This is a genomic window from Rhizobium sp. P1_E1, assembly GCF_056406015.1.
In genome coordinates, this window is record NZ_JBFUAY010000124.1 from 1 (window position 1) to 17,877 (window position 17,877).

20 protein-coding genes are annotated in these 17,877 nt (G+C 60.8%); 8 read left to right on the forward strand and 12 right to left on the reverse strand.

Features of this window, described 5'->3' with window-relative positions:
• A partial coding sequence (locus tag AC1D1Z_RS27130; protein ID WP_477852140.1) for a DUF599 domain-containing protein occupies nt 1–453 on the reverse strand: 453 nt, incomplete at its 3' end.
• Nucleotides 454–723: 270 nt separating this feature from the next.
• Complete coding sequence (gene rpiB / locus AC1D1Z_RS27135; protein WP_477852142.1) at nt 724–1,173, reverse strand: ribose 5-phosphate isomerase B; 450 nt, start codon at nt 1,171–1,173, stop codon at nt 724–726.
• Nucleotides 1,174–1,495: 322 nt separating this feature from the next.
• Between rpiB and AC1D1Z_RS27140 the strand changes: the two genes are divergently transcribed.
• Nucleotides 1,496–2,692: an acyltransferase family protein gene (locus tag AC1D1Z_RS27140; RefSeq protein ID WP_065276298.1), complete on the forward strand. Its 1,197-nt coding sequence runs from the start codon at nt 1,496–1,498 to the stop codon at nt 2,690–2,692.
• A gap of 3 nt (nt 2,693–2,695) precedes the next feature.
• Here AC1D1Z_RS27140 and AC1D1Z_RS27145 read toward each other — a convergent pair whose 3' ends face one another.
• Complete coding sequence (locus tag AC1D1Z_RS27145) at nt 2,696–3,133, reverse strand: VOC family protein (RefSeq protein WP_130652452.1); 438 nt, start codon at nt 3,131–3,133, stop codon at nt 2,696–2,698.
• Between the two features lie 452 nt (nt 3,134–3,585).
• On the opposite strand from AC1D1Z_RS27145, the gene AC1D1Z_RS27150 reads away from it, so the two are divergent.
• Together AC1D1Z_RS27150 and AC1D1Z_RS27155 are read left to right on the forward strand one after the other, a co-directional pair.
• Complete coding sequence (locus AC1D1Z_RS27150) at nt 3,586–4,989, forward strand: L-serine ammonia-lyase (RefSeq protein ID WP_130758781.1); 1,404 nt, start codon at nt 3,586–3,588, stop codon at nt 4,987–4,989.
• 61 nt (nt 4,990–5,050) lie between these two features.
• A complete protein-coding gene (locus tag AC1D1Z_RS27155; RefSeq protein WP_130759079.1) occupies nt 5,051–5,488 on the forward strand; it encodes a DUF1489 family protein in 438 nt (145 codons plus the stop codon).
• A gap of 88 nt (nt 5,489–5,576) precedes the next feature.
• Here the strand turns inward: AC1D1Z_RS27155 and AC1D1Z_RS27160 are convergent, their stop codons facing one another.
• From AC1D1Z_RS27160 to AC1D1Z_RS27190, 7 genes are all read right to left on the reverse strand, one after another.
• Nucleotides 5,577–5,852 (reverse strand): hypothetical protein, encoded by a 276-nt coding sequence (locus AC1D1Z_RS27160; protein ID WP_130758780.1) that lies wholly within the window; start codon nt 5,850–5,852, stop codon nt 5,577–5,579.
• Between the two features lie 113 nt (nt 5,853–5,965).
• Nucleotides 5,966–7,564, reverse strand: a complete 1,599-nt coding sequence (locus AC1D1Z_RS27165) for a serine hydrolase (RefSeq protein ID WP_130758779.1) — start codon at nt 7,562–7,564, stop codon at nt 5,966–5,968.
• A 134-nt stretch (nt 7,565–7,698) separates the two neighbouring features.
• Nucleotides 7,699–8,484, reverse strand: a complete 786-nt coding sequence (locus AC1D1Z_RS27170) for a hypothetical protein (RefSeq protein ID WP_018242124.1) — start codon at nt 8,482–8,484, stop codon at nt 7,699–7,701.
• Nucleotides 8,485–8,688: 204 nt separating this feature from the next.
• The gene (locus AC1D1Z_RS27175; RefSeq protein WP_018242123.1) at nt 8,689–9,294 is read right to left on the reverse strand and encodes a transglutaminase-like cysteine peptidase; all 606 of its coding nucleotides are present in this window, start codon (nt 9,292–9,294) and stop codon (nt 8,689–8,691) included.
• A 383-nt stretch (nt 9,295–9,677) separates the two neighbouring features.
• Entirely contained in the window at nt 9,678–10,643 is a 966-nt protein-coding gene (gene pip, locus AC1D1Z_RS27180) for a prolyl aminopeptidase (RefSeq protein WP_130758778.1), read from the reverse strand.
• A 369-nt stretch (nt 10,644–11,012) separates the two neighbouring features.
• On the reverse strand, nt 11,013–11,624 hold the full coding sequence (locus AC1D1Z_RS27185; protein WP_018072182.1) for a PilZ domain-containing protein: 612 nt from the start codon (nt 11,622–11,624) through the stop codon (nt 11,013–11,015).
• 124 nt (nt 11,625–11,748) lie between these two features.
• On the reverse strand, nt 11,749–12,393 hold the full coding sequence (locus AC1D1Z_RS27190) for a PAS domain-containing protein (RefSeq protein ID WP_130758777.1): 645 nt from the start codon (nt 12,391–12,393) through the stop codon (nt 11,749–11,751).
• A gap of 260 nt (nt 12,394–12,653) precedes the next feature.
• Between AC1D1Z_RS27190 and AC1D1Z_RS27195 the strand changes: the two genes are divergently transcribed.
• Both AC1D1Z_RS27195 and AC1D1Z_RS27200 read left to right on the forward strand, forming a co-directional pair.
• Complete coding sequence (locus tag AC1D1Z_RS27195) at nt 12,654–13,445, forward strand: rhomboid family intramembrane serine protease (RefSeq protein WP_130758776.1); 792 nt, start codon at nt 12,654–12,656, stop codon at nt 13,443–13,445.
• 91 nt (nt 13,446–13,536) lie between these two features.
• On the forward strand, nt 13,537–13,971 hold the full coding sequence (locus AC1D1Z_RS27200) for a CBS domain-containing protein (protein ID WP_018242119.1): 435 nt from the start codon (nt 13,537–13,539) through the stop codon (nt 13,969–13,971).
• Nucleotides 13,972–14,040: 69 nt separating this feature from the next.
• Here AC1D1Z_RS27200 and AC1D1Z_RS27205 read toward each other — a convergent pair whose 3' ends face one another.
• Nucleotides 14,041–15,003 (reverse strand): patatin-like phospholipase family protein, encoded by a 963-nt coding sequence (locus tag AC1D1Z_RS27205; RefSeq protein ID WP_047622846.1) that lies wholly within the window; start codon nt 15,001–15,003, stop codon nt 14,041–14,043.
• Nucleotides 15,004–15,119: 116 nt separating this feature from the next.
• Nucleotides 15,120–16,022: a GTP cyclohydrolase I FolE gene (gene folE, locus AC1D1Z_RS27210; RefSeq protein ID WP_477852147.1), complete on the reverse strand. Its 903-nt coding sequence runs from the start codon at nt 16,020–16,022 to the stop codon at nt 15,120–15,122.
• 307 nt (nt 16,023–16,329) lie between these two features.
• Between folE and AC1D1Z_RS27215 the strand changes: the two genes are divergently transcribed.
• Genes AC1D1Z_RS27215 through AC1D1Z_RS27225 form a run of 3 tightly spaced genes read left to right on the forward strand, consistent with a single transcriptional unit; the run spans nt 16,330 to nt 17,719 of the window.
• Entirely contained in the window at nt 16,330–16,776 is a 447-nt protein-coding gene (locus tag AC1D1Z_RS27215) for an iron-sulfur cluster assembly scaffold protein (RefSeq protein ID WP_018445265.1), read from the forward strand.
• Between the two features lie 5 nt (nt 16,777–16,781).
• The gene (gene yidD / locus AC1D1Z_RS27220) at nt 16,782–17,195 is read left to right on the forward strand and encodes a membrane protein insertion efficiency factor YidD (protein WP_018445266.1); all 414 of its coding nucleotides are present in this window, start codon (nt 16,782–16,784) and stop codon (nt 17,193–17,195) included.
• A complete protein-coding gene (locus AC1D1Z_RS27225; RefSeq protein ID WP_047622848.1) occupies nt 17,192–17,719 on the forward strand; it encodes a DUF1697 domain-containing protein in 528 nt (175 codons plus the stop codon). Before yidD ends, AC1D1Z_RS27225 begins: the two co-directional genes overlap by 4 nt.
• Nucleotides 17,720–17,877 lie beyond the last annotated feature (158 nt).

Below are 17,877 nucleotides of genomic sequence, written 5' to 3' on the forward strand. Positions count from 1 at the left end.
GTCGCGCATCATCGGGATCGAGCCGAAGAGAATAGTGCAATAGTTGAACAGCCGGTAGGACCAGCCGAACTTGAAGAAGGCATAGCCGAAAAGCGCTGCCAGCCCGCCGACCTTCATCTCGAAGACGGCATGGCCGCCATGGAAGACGAAGGGCAGGTCGGCGAAGACGGCGTCGACCTTCTCCGTCGCGCCGAGCAAAGCAAAGCAGCTGCYGATCGCGAAGATCGACGTCGAAGCGAAGAAGGCGGTGCCGTTCTGCAGGCCGGCCATGATCTGCGTGTCGATCATCTTCAGGTCGCGGCGCAGCGAATTATAGATCCACTCCCGGCGCCGTTCGGTCATCGCATGGGTGAGGCTGGTGCGTCCGAAGAAGGTACGGCCATGCAGCAGCCAGGAATAGGCCACCCAGACCCAGGCAAAGAAAGCCAGAGCGATATAGTCCGCCGTCGTCATCAGTGATCCAGTCTCCGCATGAATGCGGCCAGTATGCCGCAAGTTGGATTTTGCCGCATGGCCGAGTTGGGCGGCTTGACGCGGGCTTTTGGCCATGCGGCAGTTCGGCATAATCGAGTCGTCGGGAAACGACGAGGCTTGGTGGATAGCCGACCGGCATCTTCTGGACCTAAATGTAGCAATGCGGTGATCCGTCAGCTTGGAGATTCGGGGCGGGACCCAAAGAAGAAGAAGAAGAAGAAGAAGAGGAAGAAGAAGAAAAGGACGGTGCTACCCCTCTAGCGCCTCAATCATCTCCACCCGCKTTGCATGCCGGCCGCCTTCGAACTGGGCGGTCAGGAACGCATCCACGATATCGAGCGCCAGCCCTTCGCCCACCACGCGGACGCCAATCGATAGCATGTTGGCATCGTTGTGTTGGCGGATCATGCGGGCCGAGAATGTGTCGACGCAGACGCCGCAACGGATGCCCTTTACCTTGTTCGCCGCCATCATGATGCCCTGGCCGGTGCCGCATAGAATGATGCCAAACCGGCAATCGCCGGAGGCGACGAGCCGCGCCGCCGCTTCACCCTGCTTAGGATAGTGTGTGCTCTCCGGCGTCGTCGGTCCGATATCGACCGCTATCCAGCCTTGCGCCGCGATATGGCCGGCAATGGCCTGCCGGAGCTGAATGGCGGCGTGGTCGCTGGAGAGGGCGATGCGGTTGGTGGCTGTCATGGAGAGGTGGTCCCGTTTTCCAAAGCAATTTGCCGTCTTGAAGACGCACCCTAGCGCATCAGCCCGAAAATCGGAATCGATTATCGGAAAGCGCCATGCGAGGATTGAAAGAGTTAGAGCGTCGCGATCTTTCAGATCCGCTCCTCGCGCTTGAGGCCTTTGTTTTACGCATGTCGCTGTCGGAAAACCGCTGCACAGTTTTGCGCGACATGCTTTAGCGTAACGCCAGTCTAGAGGTGCACGGGCAGGGCACCGCGTTAACCGCTTGTAAAGTCGTGATAGCCAATTGTTCAGGACTGAAAACCTGATTCAAAAGTGACCCATGAGCCGGCCGGATTACATTCCCAGTCTCGATGGCCTGCGCGGTGTCGCTGCGCTCCTGGTCGTTGAAGCCCATATTGGCTTTATCTTTCCAATCACGGCGCCGCATCTCGTGACGCTGGGCGACGAAGCTGTCGGTTTGTTTTTTGCTCTCAGTGGCTTCCTGATGGCTCATCTCTATGGTTCACGGCCGGTGACGAGAGAAAACGTCTTGGATTTTCTTGTGAGCCGCTTTGCTCGCATCTATCCGGTTTACCTGGCGGCCGTCGTTTTCGTGGCGATGCTGTCGATCATGCAAAATCTGGATTTTGTTCAGCCTATCGTTGGCATCACGGATTTTGTGCGTCATGTCTTTCTTCTAGGCTCGAGTGGTGTTTTCTGGTCGATACCACCCGAAATCCAATTCTATCTGCTCTTTCCTGTCCTGTGGCTTTGCTTGGCCCGACCGCACCGCTATAGCGTCGTGATTGTCGGCCTCACAGTGGTCGTCGTCGTGGATGGCCTGATTGAATTGCCAGGCCCGGGAATAATGCTCGTCTCCAAGCTTCCTTACTTTCTTTTCGGCGCAATTGCCGGGATGATGCATTCCCATTGGAATAAATGGAATCCATCTGCCATCACAGGAATTTTAACGCTTTTCCTTCTGGCGGTGTTCTTCACTTACAGGCATATCTTGTCGGGCTTTTCCCCTGAATTCTGGAGCCTGCAAAGTGCGGTGGCCGCGGCCGTCATTGTCGGGCTCGTCGCTCGACAACCGCCCATCGCTGCACATGTCCTGGCAGCTGCACCAGTACGGTTTCTAGGGAAGATCAGCTTTTCACTTTACCTTTTTCATGTCCCCATAATGTTCCTGACGCGTCTGACTTTTGATGCCTTGATGCCAGAACCGGCGCTCATCGTGGTGACGCTTTTCGTTGCGGCAATCGGGGCATGGTTCATCCACGAGACGATCGAGGTTCCCGGTCGGCGGCGGCTGGTCCAGCTATGGCAGGATAATCGCCTGCGGATGGTTCCGCGCGAAACTCCGGCTGATCAAATGGACCGCGCGATCCTCAACCTGCAAGAGATCGAAAAGCGCCTGCTGCGCGGCGAAACTTCAACCATGGCCGATCAACGGCAAATCTCGACGACGCCCGAACCCGATGCCGCCGACGGCACGGTCATTCAGGATAATCGCAACGGGAAGCTTCGCGCATAGCGCTCAGCTGAGTTCTTGGGCGAGCCCGATGAGAAGCCCTTCGGGCCCGCGGATGTAGCAGAGCCGATATGTGTCTTGATAATCCACTATGTCGCCTACGAGCTGCGCGCCGCGCTTGCGGAGCCTTTCAAGCGTCTCATTGATGTCGTCTACGGTGAACATGACGCGGAGGTAGCCTAGAGCGTTCACCGGGGCATTGCGGTGATCCTCGACGACAGGCGGGGTGAGAAAGCGGGAGAGCTCGAGCCGGCTGTGGCCATCCGGCGTGCGCATCATGGCAATCTCGACATGCTGATCGCCCAGTCCGGTGACACGTCCGGCCCATTCTCCTTCGATCGTGGCCCGCCCTTCGAGCTCGAGGCCGAGTTCGCGAAAGAAATCAATCGTCACGCCGAGGTCTTCGACGACGATTCCCATATTGTCCATCCGTTTGAGCGCCATAAGTCCAATCTCCCAATCTCCCAATCTGCAAGGTGTCGTCTCGTCTAAGAACGGACAGGTTGCTCAACCTTGCCCGGCCCCCATCCGGGGAGCCCGCATCAACGAAGGAGTTCAATTTGCCGGCGCTGTCCAGGTCGGCTTCCGTCAGTCCTGTTATATCGACGTGTAGGACATTGGGAGCCGGTGCAGACTGTCAAGATAAGGCAACCAGTTCTTCCGCCGCATAGTCTTCATCACCCCAGCGCGTACGGCCAGATCGCGATTTCGAAAATCGGATTCGATTTTCGGAAAGGATTATGCGCAAGCTCAAAGTGCTAGCGCGTCCTATCGGAGCCGCGGCGCTCTAGTCTGCAGTCCGAATGTCGCACCGGCTCCATGCGATGTCGGTGCGCCGCACGGATTCGAAACCGGCCTCGCTTAAGCTTGCATCCTCATATTCAGAAGGCGCACCCATGTTTCTCTCGGTATTCGATGTCTTCAAGATCGGTGTCGGGCCGTCGAGCTCGCACACGATGGGTCCGATGACGGCGGCCAACCGGTTTCTCGAGCTGATCCTGTCGAACGAATGGCCGCGCCCGTCATCGGGTGCACAGGTCACAGCGATCAAGGTCAGCCTGCACGGCTCGCTCGCCCATACCGGTATCGGCCACGGCACGGGCAGGGCGGTCATTCTCGGGCTGATGGGCGAGGCGCCCGACAGCGTCGATCCCGACAAAATGGACGGCATCGTCGACACGGTGGAGCGCACCGGCCGCATCACGCCGGAGGGCCATCCCGGCTATCAGTTCCAACCGAAAACCGACCTGATCTTCGACAAGAAACAGCCGCTGCCGGGGCATGCCAACGGCATGGTCTTTTCCGCCTATGACAGGGACGGCCGGCTGCTCGTCAAGCGCATCTATTATTCGGTCGGCGGCGGCTTCGTCGTCACTGACACCGAGCTCGAGCAGATGCGGGCAAAGAAGAACGCGGCTGGTGGGACGCGCGTGCCCTATCCCTTCTCCACCGCCAAGCAGATGCTCGAGATGGCGGCGCGCTCCGGGCTGTCGATCGCGCAGATGAAGCGGGCGAACGAGGAGAGCCAGCGCAGCCAAGAGGAACTTAATCAGGGGCTCGACCGCATCTGGGAGGCGATGCGTTCCTGTATCGAGCGCGGCCTCAAGGTCGAGGGCATCATGCCCGGCGGTCTCAACGTCAAGCGGCGCGCGCGCAGGATTCACGACAAGCTGGAAGAGGAATGGCGCAGCAACCGCATCAACCCGCTGCTCGCCAACGACTGGCTTAGCGTCTATGCGATGGCCGTCAACGAGGAGAATGCAGCCGGCGGGCGCGTCGTCACGGCGCCGACCAACGGGGCGGCCGGCGTCATTCCGGCAACGATCCGCTATTACGAGCATTTCCACGAGGACTGGGATCAGAATGGCATCCGCGACTATCTGCTGACGGCTGCCGCCATCGGCGGCATCATCAAGCACAATGCCTCGATCTCGGGCGCCGAGGTCGGCTGTCAGGGCGAGGTGGGCTCGGCGGCGGCGATGGCTGCCGCGGGCCTTGCCGCGGTCATGGGCGGAACGCCGGAGCAGATCGAGAACGCCGCCGAGATCGCGCTCGAACATCATCTCGGCATGACCTGCGATCCGATCGCGGGCCTGGTGCAGGTACCCTGCATCGAGCGCAACGCGCTCGGCGCCGTCAAGGCCGTCACGGCAGCCTCGCTCGCCATCAAGGGCGACGGCCAGCATTTCGTGCCGCTCGACGCCTGCATCGAAACAATGCGCCAGACCGGGCATGACATGAGCGAGAAATACAAGGAAACCTCGACCGGGGGGCTCGCCGTCAACGTCGTCGAATGCTGAGTTTGTGGATGCTTGATGCTTGAAGCTTGACGCTCGCTGCCAAAAGGATTTCAACGGCAGCATGGCATTGCATCTCATCAAACTCTGTGTCGGCGCCGACTCGATAGACGATCTGCGCGAATGGGTGGCGGAACGCTCACTGCGCGCCATCGCCGCCGGACTCGAGCCGCATTCGGTGCACACGACGCGCATGGCGCCGAAACGGACGGAGGAGCTGCTGGACGGCGGCTCGCTTTATTGGGTGATCAAGGGGCAGGTGCAGGCGAGGCAGAAGCTGCTCGACATCGAGACCTTCACCGACGGCGAGGGGATTTCGCGCTGCCGCCTGATGCTCGGCCCGGAGGTCATCGAGACGGCCGTGCAGCCGAAGCGTCCGTTCCAGGGCTGGCGTTATTATACTGAGGATGACGTGCCGCGCGACCTGACAAGCCTTGGCGTCGGCATTGCCGAAATGCCCGCTGATCTTCGCCGTGAGCTTACGGACCTTGGTCTGCTCTAATCCCGAAAATCGGAGCCGATTTCCGGAAAGGTTTATGCCCGGATTGAACATCCTCCGCGCGTCCTTTGGTCGCGCGGCGTTCTGCAGTTCAGCGCAGGCGCAACTGCACCGGCGCGCTGCCGTCCGGCGAGGTCACATGCAGATGGATGCGGGCTTCGGGCTGGGAGTGACGCCAGGCGCGGGCGCCATGGCAAAGCAGCAGATTGATCAGATCCCGGGTCTTCGGAGACTTCGCCTTCGGCCGCTGCAGGCCGATCTCGGCAAGACGCAAGGCCGCCTCGTGCAGCGGATGGAGGGATGAGCGCCCTTTAGCCGCCATGCGGCGGTCGGCTGGCACTCCTGGAAAATTCTCATTGATCGCCATTGTTTTCCCCGTACGCAATACTGATCGAGTTCAAGAAAGGTGGCCGGAAACGCAAACACCGATTCCGGCCGTCACCGATGCCGCCGGCCATCTTGCAGGCAGCATCGAATAGCTCATTGGGCAGCCGCCCAGCACTTGATGCCGGCCTTCTTCAAGGCCTTGCAGGCATTGACGGCGTCGCGCTGGTCATCGAAGCCGCCGAAGCGGGCGCGATAAAGCTGGTCACCGCCAGCGGCATAGGCGACCGCGAAGGGCTTTGCCGAGGCCAGCGCCTTGCCGCCCTTGCTCTTGGCGCTTTCCAGAAGATCCATGGCCATCTGCCGGCTCGGCGAGACGCCGACCTGCACCACCCAGCCGGCCGGACCGTTGCTGGTTGAAGCAGCACGAGTCGGGGAGGGAGTGGTCGAGGCGGTTGTGACCTCATCGACCGAAGTATCGCCCTGTTCCGGCGGCATATAGGCGGGTGCCGGCGTCGGTACGGCGACCGATGCCTGCTGCTTGAAGGTCATGGTCTTGACTTTGGTCGGCGCCGGCATCGGCTGCGCCACCAGTGGATTGTCGGATTTCGGCTGAGCGGTCTCGGCATAGGCGACTTCGGCCTCGGCAACCTGATAGCGCGCATCCGGCAGCGGGCCTTTGTGCGGCAGGCTGAGATCGGCAGCCGCTGCTGAAATCGGCGGCTGCGCTGCGGTGATCTTTGCGACCTGCTGTTGGGCCATTTGCGGCTGAGCTTTCTGCTGGGCCTTCTGCGGCTGGACCGGAGCGGGCGTCTCGATCATCGCCGGGGCAGGGGCTGCCTGGGCGATCAGCGCCGACGATCCGCCGCGGCTCGATGCCTTCGGCAGGTAACTGGCGATCAGATTGCGCATCTGGGCATCGCGGGCAGGCGTCGACGCCCCGCCGAGAACGACGCCGACGATCGACTTGCCGTCGACCTGTACCGAGCTCACCAGATTGAAACCGGCAGCGCGCGTGTAACCGGTCTTGATGCCGTCGACGCCGCGCACCGAACCGACCAGGCGGTTGTGGCTGCGGATCGTGCGGCTGCCGAACTTGAAGGCGCGGGTGGAGAAATAGCCGTAATATTGCGGGAAATGCTGGCGAAGGGCGATGCCGAGGCGGGCCTGGTCGCGCGCCGTCGTCATCTGCGCCGTATTGGGCAGGCCGTTGGCGTTGCGATAGGTGGTGCGCGTCATGCCGAGCGCATGCGCCTTGGCGGTCATCAGCTGGGCGAAGCGATCTTCGCTGCCACCGCCCAGCATTTCGCCGAGCGCAGTTGCGGCATCATTGGCCGACAGGGTGACGAGACCGAGAATGCCCTGCTCAACGGTGATCGTGCCACCGGCGCGCACGCCGAGTTTGGTCGGCGCCTGGGCTGCCGCATGGGCGGAGAAGGGGACCGGCGTATCGAGGCGGATGCGACCCTGCTCCAACGCCTCGAAGGTCATGTATAGGGTCATCATCTTGGTCAGGGAGGCGGGGTATTGCAGCCGGTCGGCATTCTCACTGTAGAGAACGTTACCGGTCTTGGCGTCGACGACGATGCCTGCATATTTCGGATTTGCCGCTTCCGCGTCGGCATTCACCGAATCGACCAGGACGATCGTGACGGCCACCGAAAGGATCGCCAGCAGCTTTGCGAAAAAACTGCCGGATCGGGACGATGATACGGAGGAGACTGACCTTGACACTATTCCACTCTTCGCTTGCATTTCAGATATTTGGCACTTCAGATTTTGGCAGGAACCGCACACCTCCCGCCGTACAGCTCGTCTTCTAAAATTACCGGTTGGGCGTTACCAATCCGTTTATGATGAATCGTTTATTTCGCTGTCCGGAGAGCATTTTAGGGACTTGTCGCAGAACGGTTCACAAGACGCGCGTCCACAAAGGTGCGGATAGCGGCATCAATATGTTCCCAATCGTCGAGATGGCTGCTTGAGAAACGGTAGAGAACGCTGAGATCCCTGCCGACCTTGATATCGCGCTGACAATCTCCGCCCGCAGCCTTATCTGGGGCTGAAGGCAATATGCAGCGCACGACGTAATCCTGCCCACCCTTGATGGGCGCCGTCAGCAGCACTTCATCGCCGTAACCTGCATCGGCGCGAAGACGGTGCAGGGTCAGCCCGTCCCGGAAGGACTCGGCCGGGCCTTCAAGCAGATGCGAATAGATCGGTTCCAGCCGCCCGGACATGTCGCGCGACATGGTGCTCTGGGTGATCTGCAGGAAGATCAGCCCGGAGGATTGGGCGATATCGTCGAATCGAAGGTGGTTTTCCTTGCCGTAACCCTGCATCTCAGGCCAGGCGAGGTAGAGATCGACGCGCTCGGCGGCGCCTTCGTGTCTTTGACTCGGGAAGCGGATGGCATTCTCGGGGAATTTCACGGTGTCGCGGCCGATGGCCAGCTTGATTTCAGCCGTGCTGTCGGTGTTGCCGGCAAGCGAGATATGCCGGCCGAACCAACGGCCGCCAATGCTGATGGCAACAGTCAGGACCGCCAGAACGGCGATCACCGCCATCGTGCGGAGGAGAAACCCCATGGAAAGAAGCGGCTGCTCGTCGGGTGCGCTGTGCGCGGCATGGCTCATGGCGGTTCTTCGGGTTTCGGTCCGCCGCAGGAAGAACATGAGCCGCCGGTGCCGATGATGAATCTCATCGTCATGATCGGACCAGCAGGGTTAATAATTCGCTAATGCGCTGATGGCGTAAGGCTCAAAAGGGAGYGAGCCGTTCCCGGGACAGCGGGAACGGCTCTTGGGCACCGGTCGGGGACGGGATGCGGGGACTGACCGGGCCGCAGGCAGCAGCCGGCATTGGCCGGCAGGCTGTTCTTACTTGACGCTACCGACCGCGACGGCGCGGCCGTCCTGAAGCTTCGACCAGCGAGCCGGATCGTCGGCGGACTGGCGCTTCAGATAGGTGTATTCGGTATCCGACCACAGCAGCACCTTGTTGCGCATGTTGTCGAGGATGAAGTCGCCGTGATCGGTGCGGACCGTCAGCACGGCATGGCCTTCGCCATTCGGCTGCAGCACGACGGTGATCAGCGTGTCGGACGGCGAGAAACCGTCGTCGATCAGCATCTTGCGCTTCAGCAGGGCGTAGTCCTCGCAGTCGCCGACGGTGCGCGGATAGGCCCAGCGCTCTTCGACACCGTAGATCTGCTCATCCGTCATCGGCTGGATCGTCGAATTGACGGTGTAGTTGACCTTGAGAATTTCCTTCCAGCGATCCTCGTTGAGGATGGCCGGTCCGGCATCGCCGCCGACTTCGACACATTCCGTCGGATTCGCCTTGCAGAATTCATAGTGTCCGATCGGCGGGCTGGCATTGCCTGCCAGTACCATGCTGGCGGGCATTGCCTGTCCCGAACCCGCCATTGCCATCATGATGGCACCGGCCAGAAGGCCGCCTTTCAGGATATTCGCAGTTGTCATTGCCGTCTCCCCGTAAGTTGAGACGACAATGGCACAGACGTTTTTATCTCACGCAAAATTACGCAATAGAATTAAAGGCTTAGTTGATTCAAATGCCGATAAAACTTGGCTAAAAACAGATTCGAATGCGCATAAAATTTGACGCGGATTTGTCGCGAAATCGATTAAAATTGTAATCAACGCAACAAGGCTTTCGTCCGCGAAAAGGTTGCGTTGCCGCCCGCATGTTAAGGATTTTCGTTGAGCCGGGTAAATCTCAGCTGCCGGCTGGCGATCTGCGGCAACGCGCAGCCGGCCGGCGATGCCGCTGGAATGGGCCGATTCGGCCGGTTCAAAAGCAGAATGTCGCTCAGATCCTCGATTCCGGCAGGAAATTATTTTTGCTAGATATCGCGAAATCGATCGGTGGCACCGACGATCGCCGCGCTCATATCGGGATTTGCGGTGGAATGGGCCGCATGCGCAAGGATGCTGAGCTCGCTTTTCGGCCAGGCGCGGGCCAGTTCCCAGGCCGTGACGAGCGGCGCCTCGATGTCGAACCGTCCCTGCAGCAGGATACCGGGGATGCCGGTGAGCCGCGCGGCGTTCTTCAAAAGCTGGGCGTCCTCCAGCCAGGCGCCATTGCTGAAGTAGTGGGTGATGATGCGGGCCCGTGTTAGCAAATAGGCCGGATCGGCCCAGCGGCGCGGCAGGCCTTGGGGATCGGCGAGCAGAATCGAGGCCGCCTCCCAATCATGCCAGTCGCGCGCCGCCTTGAGGCGCGTCTCCGGGTCCGGATCGTTGAGGAGACGATGATAGGCGGCAACCATGTCCTCATCTCGTCCCTGGCTGCCTGGGGAAACCGCCTGGCGAAAACGGTGCCATTCTTCAGGAAAGAGCGGCGCCATGCCGCGATAGAGCCAGTCGATTTCCGAGTGCCGGGTGGTCGTCACGCCTGACAGGACGACCGCGGAGACACGCTCCGGATGGGTTTCGGCATAGGCCAGCGCCAGCGTCGAACCCCAGGAATTGCCGAAAAGCAGCCAGGTGCCGATGCCGAGACGGGCCCGCAGCCGCTCGATATCGGCAACGAGATGCCAGGTGGTGTTGAGGGAGAGATCAGTTTCGGGATCGGCAGCGCTCGGCAGGCTGCGGCCACAATTGCGCTGATCGAACAGAATGATTCGGTAGGCATCGGGATCGAAATAGCGGCGCGCCGTGGGCGAACAGCCGGAGCCAGGGCCGCCATGCAACACCAGCGCCGGGCGGCCCGCTGGATTGCCGCAGGCCTCCCAGTAGATCAGGTTGCCATCGCCGGTATCGAGCAGGCCATGATCATAGGGTTCGATTTCCGGATAGAGAGCTGACATCGGTGCGCCTGGGTCGAAGCGGACCTTATCCATCATCTCGCTGACAAAGGGAAGACGGGTGAGGGCGGAGCGCTCCGGGACGCAAAATCACCGCACAATTTTGGGCGACCTCGTTGGGTGCCGATCGGTGTCGCAGCTTGTTCCACACATAATATAGTCTACCGACTGGGTGGAACGACTTGCGACAGGAATTCACGCTGCGTTCCAAAGCCAGATTTGTAGCCGCTTGCAAAGTTGTCGCCGTGAAGTGCAGGCTTTTCAACACGACCTGACCGGGTGCGCACCGGACCTGGCAATCGCGTTCGATGGAAGTCTGTCGAGAATTGGCACCCGCCACGGAATCCGCGGCATCGCCCATTTTCAGCAGTCTTAAAGGAATTCCCGCAGCGTCTCGCGGGACTGGATCGACAGGAATTCGATCGCCACACCTTCGACGAAGTGGCGCACGACGCGACCGCGCATGTTGCCGAGCCGCACGGCCGTTCCGATCGAAGGGCGCATCTCGACGTCGACGGCAGCGCCCGACAGCGAAAGGTCCATGATACGGCAGGAATAACGCGTGCCGTCCTCGAGCGTCAGTTCGGTCTTCGTGTCGCGTGGCGTCAGACGGTCGTGGCGGCGATCCTCGGGCAGGCCGAGTTCGTGCTTGTTGGCAAGCCAGGTGAGCTGGGCCGCGAGTTTCTCGCGTTTCCGGTCGGTGGCGTTGATCGACATGGTGAAGCCACGGCCATCGATCGTCTGGACATAACCTTCGACGCGGCCGAGATGGTCGATATAGGCGACGACGCGTTCGTTGGCGCGCGGCCGGCCGGGGCAGGTGACGTACATGTCGCCGGGCGACATGTCGATCACCATGCATTCGAATTCCTCGTAGTTCGCAAGCATCAGCCGGCCCTGCATATTGATGGGCACGCGCTGGAAAACGCCCTGTTCAGGGCGCGGCGCAGGTCGTTGCGTCTGAGCTGGCTGGAACGAGTGCATCAAAGGGCTTCTTCATCAAAATCGCAGAGACCGATCTTTACCCACAATCCATTAACAGAAGGTTGTTTCGCCCAGTCCCGACATAGCGGAAAACGAGTATATCAGATGTCCTAAAATGGGACCGTCAGCGAACCTCCACGCTCAGCAGCTGCGACACCATGCGGCGCATGACCTGCCCGAAATGGATGCTTTTGCCGGCGACGATCCTGTTGGTGGGGCGCAGTTTGGCCGGCGCTGGCTTGTCGAATTTACCGGGCAGCAGGCGGCTGCGGTCGAGCGCCAGGAATTCGAGCGGTACGATCTCCAGCCAGCTCGCGGCCACGGCCGGCGCGATCGCACCGAGCAGCCGGTCGCAGGCGCCGTCCGGCGAACGCAGCGGCATCATGATAATCTCGAAGGAGGCCTGATGACCGACGGTGCTGTAGCCGGTGGCGTTGAACAGAGCCGGCATGGCATGGTCCATGACGCCCATCGCCGTGCGTTCGATGTCCGCGAGCTGACCATTTGCCCAGAGAGACGAAAAACGTTCGCCGCGCAGGTCACGCCCAAAGAGATCACAGATGCGGGTGCCGGCGAGCCGGAAACCGATATCTCCGCCCTCGCGCCTCTCAAGAATAAACAGACTCTGGAGCAAGTGGGGGACGGCGGAGGGTTCGACCTGTGATTTCAGCGGCGCATCGGCAGCGCCGCGGATACGGTTCCAGTAGTCAAAAATTTCGATGGTCGTTTGCACACGCATTTCACACCAACCTGTCCCATTCCGGATCATTTTCGGGCAGTCATTGCCCGTACAGGCTCTACTATGCGGATTTCATGCCAGATCGCGGCGGTTAAGGTTAAGAAAGGGTTTCGGTTGAGATGCGGTGCCCGTCGTGACACTGTTCCGCATCGCTTCGACTTTCGAAGTTCAGCACAACCTACGGGCCGAGGTCTTTCCTGGAGCTCCCGGTACGCCGTCCGGCACTTCGGACGGCTTTTTTTTTGACAGTCGCTCCTGTATGGCTGTGGCCTCAACGAGGCGAAACACAGATGAATGAGCAGACGGCCGAGCCGCATAGGGCGCCCGAACCTCCCGAGGTCCAGCCGCCGGCACGGCCACCGCGCGAACCGGTCTTCAACCTTCCGCCGGCGCTGTTCTTCAGCCTTTGCCTGCTTGGGGTCATCTATGCGGTGCAGGAACTCCTGCTCTCCGACGATGCGCTGAACTGGCTGTTCTTCACCTTCGGCTTCGTTCCCGCCCGTTATGTGATCCCGCTGTCGCAGCAAGGGCCGGAGCTGTTCTGGACGCCCGTCACCTATTCGCTGCTGCACGGCAGCGTCCAGCATATCCTCTTTAACGCCTTCTGGCTGATGGCCTTCGGCGCGCCGGTCGTGCGCCGCATCGGGACGCTGCGTTTCGTGCTCTTCTGGGCTTTTTCCGCCGTCGCCTCCGCCGCCCTGCACGCGGTGCTGAACTGGGGGGATGTGTCACTGCTGATCGGCGCGTCGGGCGTCATCTCCGGGCTGATGGGCGCCGCCTGCCGATTCGCCTTTCCGGCCGAACGGCGGCCGATGGCGCCGGCGCATCTCAATCCCCGGCTTTCCATCGTCGGGGCGCTGAAGAGCCGCACCGTCATCATCTTCATGCTGCTCTGGCTGGTCGGCAACGCGCTGATCGCCGTCGGCATCCCGCTCGTCGGCGACAGCGATCAGGCGATTGCCTGGGATGCGCATATCGGCGGATTCGTCTTCGGCTTCTTGCTGTTTTCACTGTTTGATCGGGCACCGCGCCCGCCGGTGATGGAACCTGACGGAACCGAGAAGGATATGTTGCAATCCTGAGCCGGGCAGTGCACCATCTACCTATCCGCGATGGGGGGAGAAACTGCCGCGGATGCCTGTGACAAGTGTTTCACGGACATAGGAGGTTCGAATGACCAGTTCAGTCAAAGCAATCCTCGACCTGAAGGGCAGAGACGTCATCACTGCCGGGCCGAGCACCACCGTCGCCGAGGCGGCCGCGATCCTCAGCAAGAAGAAGATCGGCGCCATCGTCGTCGTCGGCATGGAGAACCGGATTTCGGGGATGTTCACCGAGCGCGATCTCGTGCATGCGATCGCCAAACACGGCAAGGAAGGCCTCGACCAGTCGCTGGCCCAGGTCATGACCGCGAAGGTCTACCGCTGCCATGAGGAGACGACCGTCAACGAGCTTATGGAGCTGATGACCAGCCGCCGTTTCCGTCACGTGCCGGTGGAAAGCAATGGCAAGCTTGCAGGCATCATTTCGATCGGCGACGTGGTGAAATCGCGCATCGCCGAAGTCGAGCGTGAGGCCGAGGAAATCAAGGCCTATATCGCCGGCTGAGGTTTTAGCCGGCCGTGCTTGACCGATGTCGTTATCGCACAACCGATGCAGGCTTTTAGACGGCCTGCATCAGGGGTGGCTCGCGTAGACTTCCTGCATGCGCTTGATCTCGGGGAGTCGGGCCCTGGCTTCCTCGTAGCCGCGTTCGATCGCTTCGCCAGCCCGGTGGAATTCGGAAAGGCCGATATAGCTGAGACGCGGCTGCAGCGAAATATCCGGCGGGTCGCCGGCAAGGCGGGCGCGGGCGATCCTATCCTGGATAATATTGAAGGCCTGCACCATGACGCCGGTCATACCGAGGCGCGCATAGGGCGCCTCTTCCTGCTTCTGCACTTCCTGCGGAGAGAGGCTGGCATTGTGCCGGACGACGGCCGAGCGGCCGTAGAGATCGTAATTGAGATTGACGGCGACGACGAGCGGCTGCTCGTAGGCGCGGCAGACGGAGACCGGAACGGGATTGACCAGCGCCCCGTCGACCAGCGTGCGATGATTGCTGCGCACCGGCTCGAAAATGCCGGGCAGGGCATAGGAGGCGCGCAGCGCCGTAATCAGCGAACCATTGGCAATCCAGACCTCATGGCCGGTATTGACCTCGGCCGCGACCGCGACGAACGGCCGGTCGAGATCCTCGACGTTCAGGCCCTCGAGATGTTCCTGCATGCGCTTGGTCAGCCGCATGCCGCCGAACAGACCGCTGCCGCCGATGGTGAGGTCGAGGAGACTTGCGATACGGCGCATCGTCAGCGAGCGCGCGAAGTTTTCGAGTTCATCGAGTTTGCCGGCGAGATAGCAGCCGCCGACCAGCGCGCCGATAGAGGTGCCGGCAATCATGCCGATCTCGACTTTAGCCTCGTCGAGTGCGCGCAGCACACCGATATGGGCCCAGCCGCGGGCAGCTCCGCCGCCGAGCGCGAGCGCAATCTTGATTTTCTTTTGAGGCGCCGGAGGCGGGAGCATATCGAGCGTGGTCGACATGCCGGAACCAGAACCCTCGCCTTCAGAGCTTTGACGATGCAGACTCCAGCTCAACATGGCGCTCTCCCCTCCCAGCAGAACACGTGATTTCCGATAGTGTGCCCGATCAGTTTCCAAATGGTATATAGAAGCGGTTTCTGGCGCAATAAGGAGCAAGTACCGGGAAATTCGGGCTATTTTCCGTAGACATCCTGCGGATCGAATTGAAGCTCGTCGTCAACGATATCAAGCATCGGCTTTCCGTCCTGAAGCGTGATCGTCCGGTAGAAACAGGAGCGGCGGCCGGTGTGACAGGTGGCGTCGTGGCCGGCGACCTCGACCTTAAGCCAGATGGCGTCCTGATCGCAGTCGGTGCGGATTTCCTTCACGGTCTGGAGATTGCCGGAGGTCTCGCCCTTCTTCCAGAGCTTGCCGCGCGAACGGCTGAAATAATGCGCCGTGCCGGTCTGAATGGTCAGCGCCAATGCCTGGGCATTCATATGCGCCACCATCAGCAACTCGCCATCGCCAGCGTCGGTGACGATCGCGGTGATCAGGCCGCGGTTGGTCGAGCCCTGCTTCTGAACGCCGCGCATCGCCATGCACATGTGTTCGGCCTCGATCAATACGGCGACACCGCGCGGATTAAGCGTATCGTCGATCGCCCGGGCGATCTGCGCGGTCATCGTTTCCTGTGTCTGCAGGCGGCGGCCATAGATCTCAACTACACGGGCAATCTTCGACAGGCCGAGCACACGCCCGTCCGGCATGTAGGCGACGTGGGCCTTGCCGATGATCGGCACCATGTGGTGTTCGCAATGCGAGTAGAACGGAATGTCCTTGACGAGGACCATGTCGTCGTAACCGGCGACCTCCTCGAATGTGCGGCCGAGCACGTCTTCCGCCGCCATGTCGTAACCGGAAAAGAGTTCGCGGTACGATTTGACGACGCGGGCCGGCGTTTCGAGCAGGCCTTCACGCGTCGGGTCATCACCGGCCCAGCGCAGCAGAACGCGAACGGCTTCCTCCGCCTCCTGCTGGGATGGGCGATCCGAGTCGCGGTTCGTCTGCGGAAAATTCTTTACGATGGCGTCCATGAACAATGGTCTCCTGGTCCGCACCGCGGACCCATCTGTCGGAATCGCCACTGGTCAATCCCATGCGGGAATTCATGCACCTTTGGCAGGCTCCGGGGCTTTCAGGGCAAGTTCAGCCCGTCCGGCACGGTTTCCCAATCAAACTTACACGAGGCCATTGCATTTTAATGGCCTTCGAACGACATACATATAGGAAGACGGCCATCGTATGTAAGTATCCTCAGACGACACGGTGTGTTTTTTGTTTTGATGACAATAACGCCCCCATAAAGGCCGATCCGCAGTGATTTTGGAGCGGAAATCCAGCATGGACGATATCTACAACAGCAAAATCCTCGAATTCGCCGGCAATATTCCGTTGACCGGCACGCTTGATGATGCGGATGCGACCGCCCAGGCCTATTCCAAGCTCTGCGGCTCGAAGGTGCGGATCTGGCTGAAGATGGACGGCGATACGGTGACCGGTTTTGCCCATGAGGTGAAGGCCTGCGCGCTCGGCCAGGCCTCGTCCTCGATCATGGCCCGCCATGTGGTCGGCGCCACATCGGGGGAATTGCGCCAGGCACGCCAGGACATGCTCGCCATGTTGAAGGCGGATGGAGCGGGGCCCCATGGACGCTTCGAGGACATGCGTTATCTCCAGCCGGTGCGGGACTACAAGGCGCGCCATGCTTCGACGATGCTGACCTTCGATGCGGTCGTTGACGCGATCGGGCAGATCGAGGCGAAACGGGCGGAAGTTGTCGAGGCTTAACTAACATGTGCGAGTTCTGCGCCCAGCAGGCTGACGATGAGGACGACGGTGGCGCCGCCGGATCGGACAAGCCGCGTGAAAAGGCCGCACGCACTTCCCGCAATTACACCGGTCCTTTCCGCAAAACTCCCGACCGCCTGCTCGGCATGGGTCTCATCCGCCTCTACCAGCTGACGCTGTCCGGCTTTGTCGGCAATTCCTGCCGCCATATCCCGACCTGCTCCGAATATGGCTACGAGTCGATCGCCCGCCACGGCCTCTGGGCCGGCGGCTGGATGACGCTGTTTCGCGTCGGCCGCTGCGGCCCGGGCGGCACCAGCGGCCTCGACCAGGTGCCGGAAATACTCGGCGACGGCTTCCGCTGGTGGACCCCTTGGCGCTATTTCACCCTCGGACGCAAGAGAGGGCGCGTGCCATGAGCACCTTCATCGCCCTTCTGCACAGCATTGTCCTGACGCCCGATCGCCGCGTCATCATGCAGGATTTGCGCGCCCTTGCCGAGGAGCTCGGCTATCGCGAGCCGCGCACATTGGTTTCCACAGGCAATCTCGTCTTCGAGGCCGACGATATGCGGCCGCACGAACTCGAAGTAACCCTGGAAGAGGGCTTTGAAGAAAAGTTCGGCAAACATGTCGATATCATCGTGCGCAGCGACTGCACCTGGATGGCGCTTTGCAGCACCAATCCCTTCAAGGACGGCAACGGCGACCAGGTGATCGTCCGGGTGATGCGCCTGCCGGTCGACCCGAAGAAGGTGGAGGCGCTGAAGCCGCTAATGACGGAGGGACAGCGCATCGCCGTCGTCGGCGGCGATCTCTGGATCGATTTCGCCGGCAAGCCGAGCCAATCCAAGCTGCTTTCGGCGCTGACGACCAAGCAGCTTGGCGTCGGTACGATGCGCAACTGGAACACCGTGCGCGGCCTCACCGAAATGATCATATAGCCCCGCTTCTTCTTTACTCAGACAGGAAATGATGCCGCTACTGACGGTCGGTATGCTGCGCACTGGAACACGGTGCGAACTCTGATGGATATGCTGGATTAGATGCAAGGAAAACACGTCTTCAAAGGTTTTTATCACTCGAGAAAAAATGTACTTGC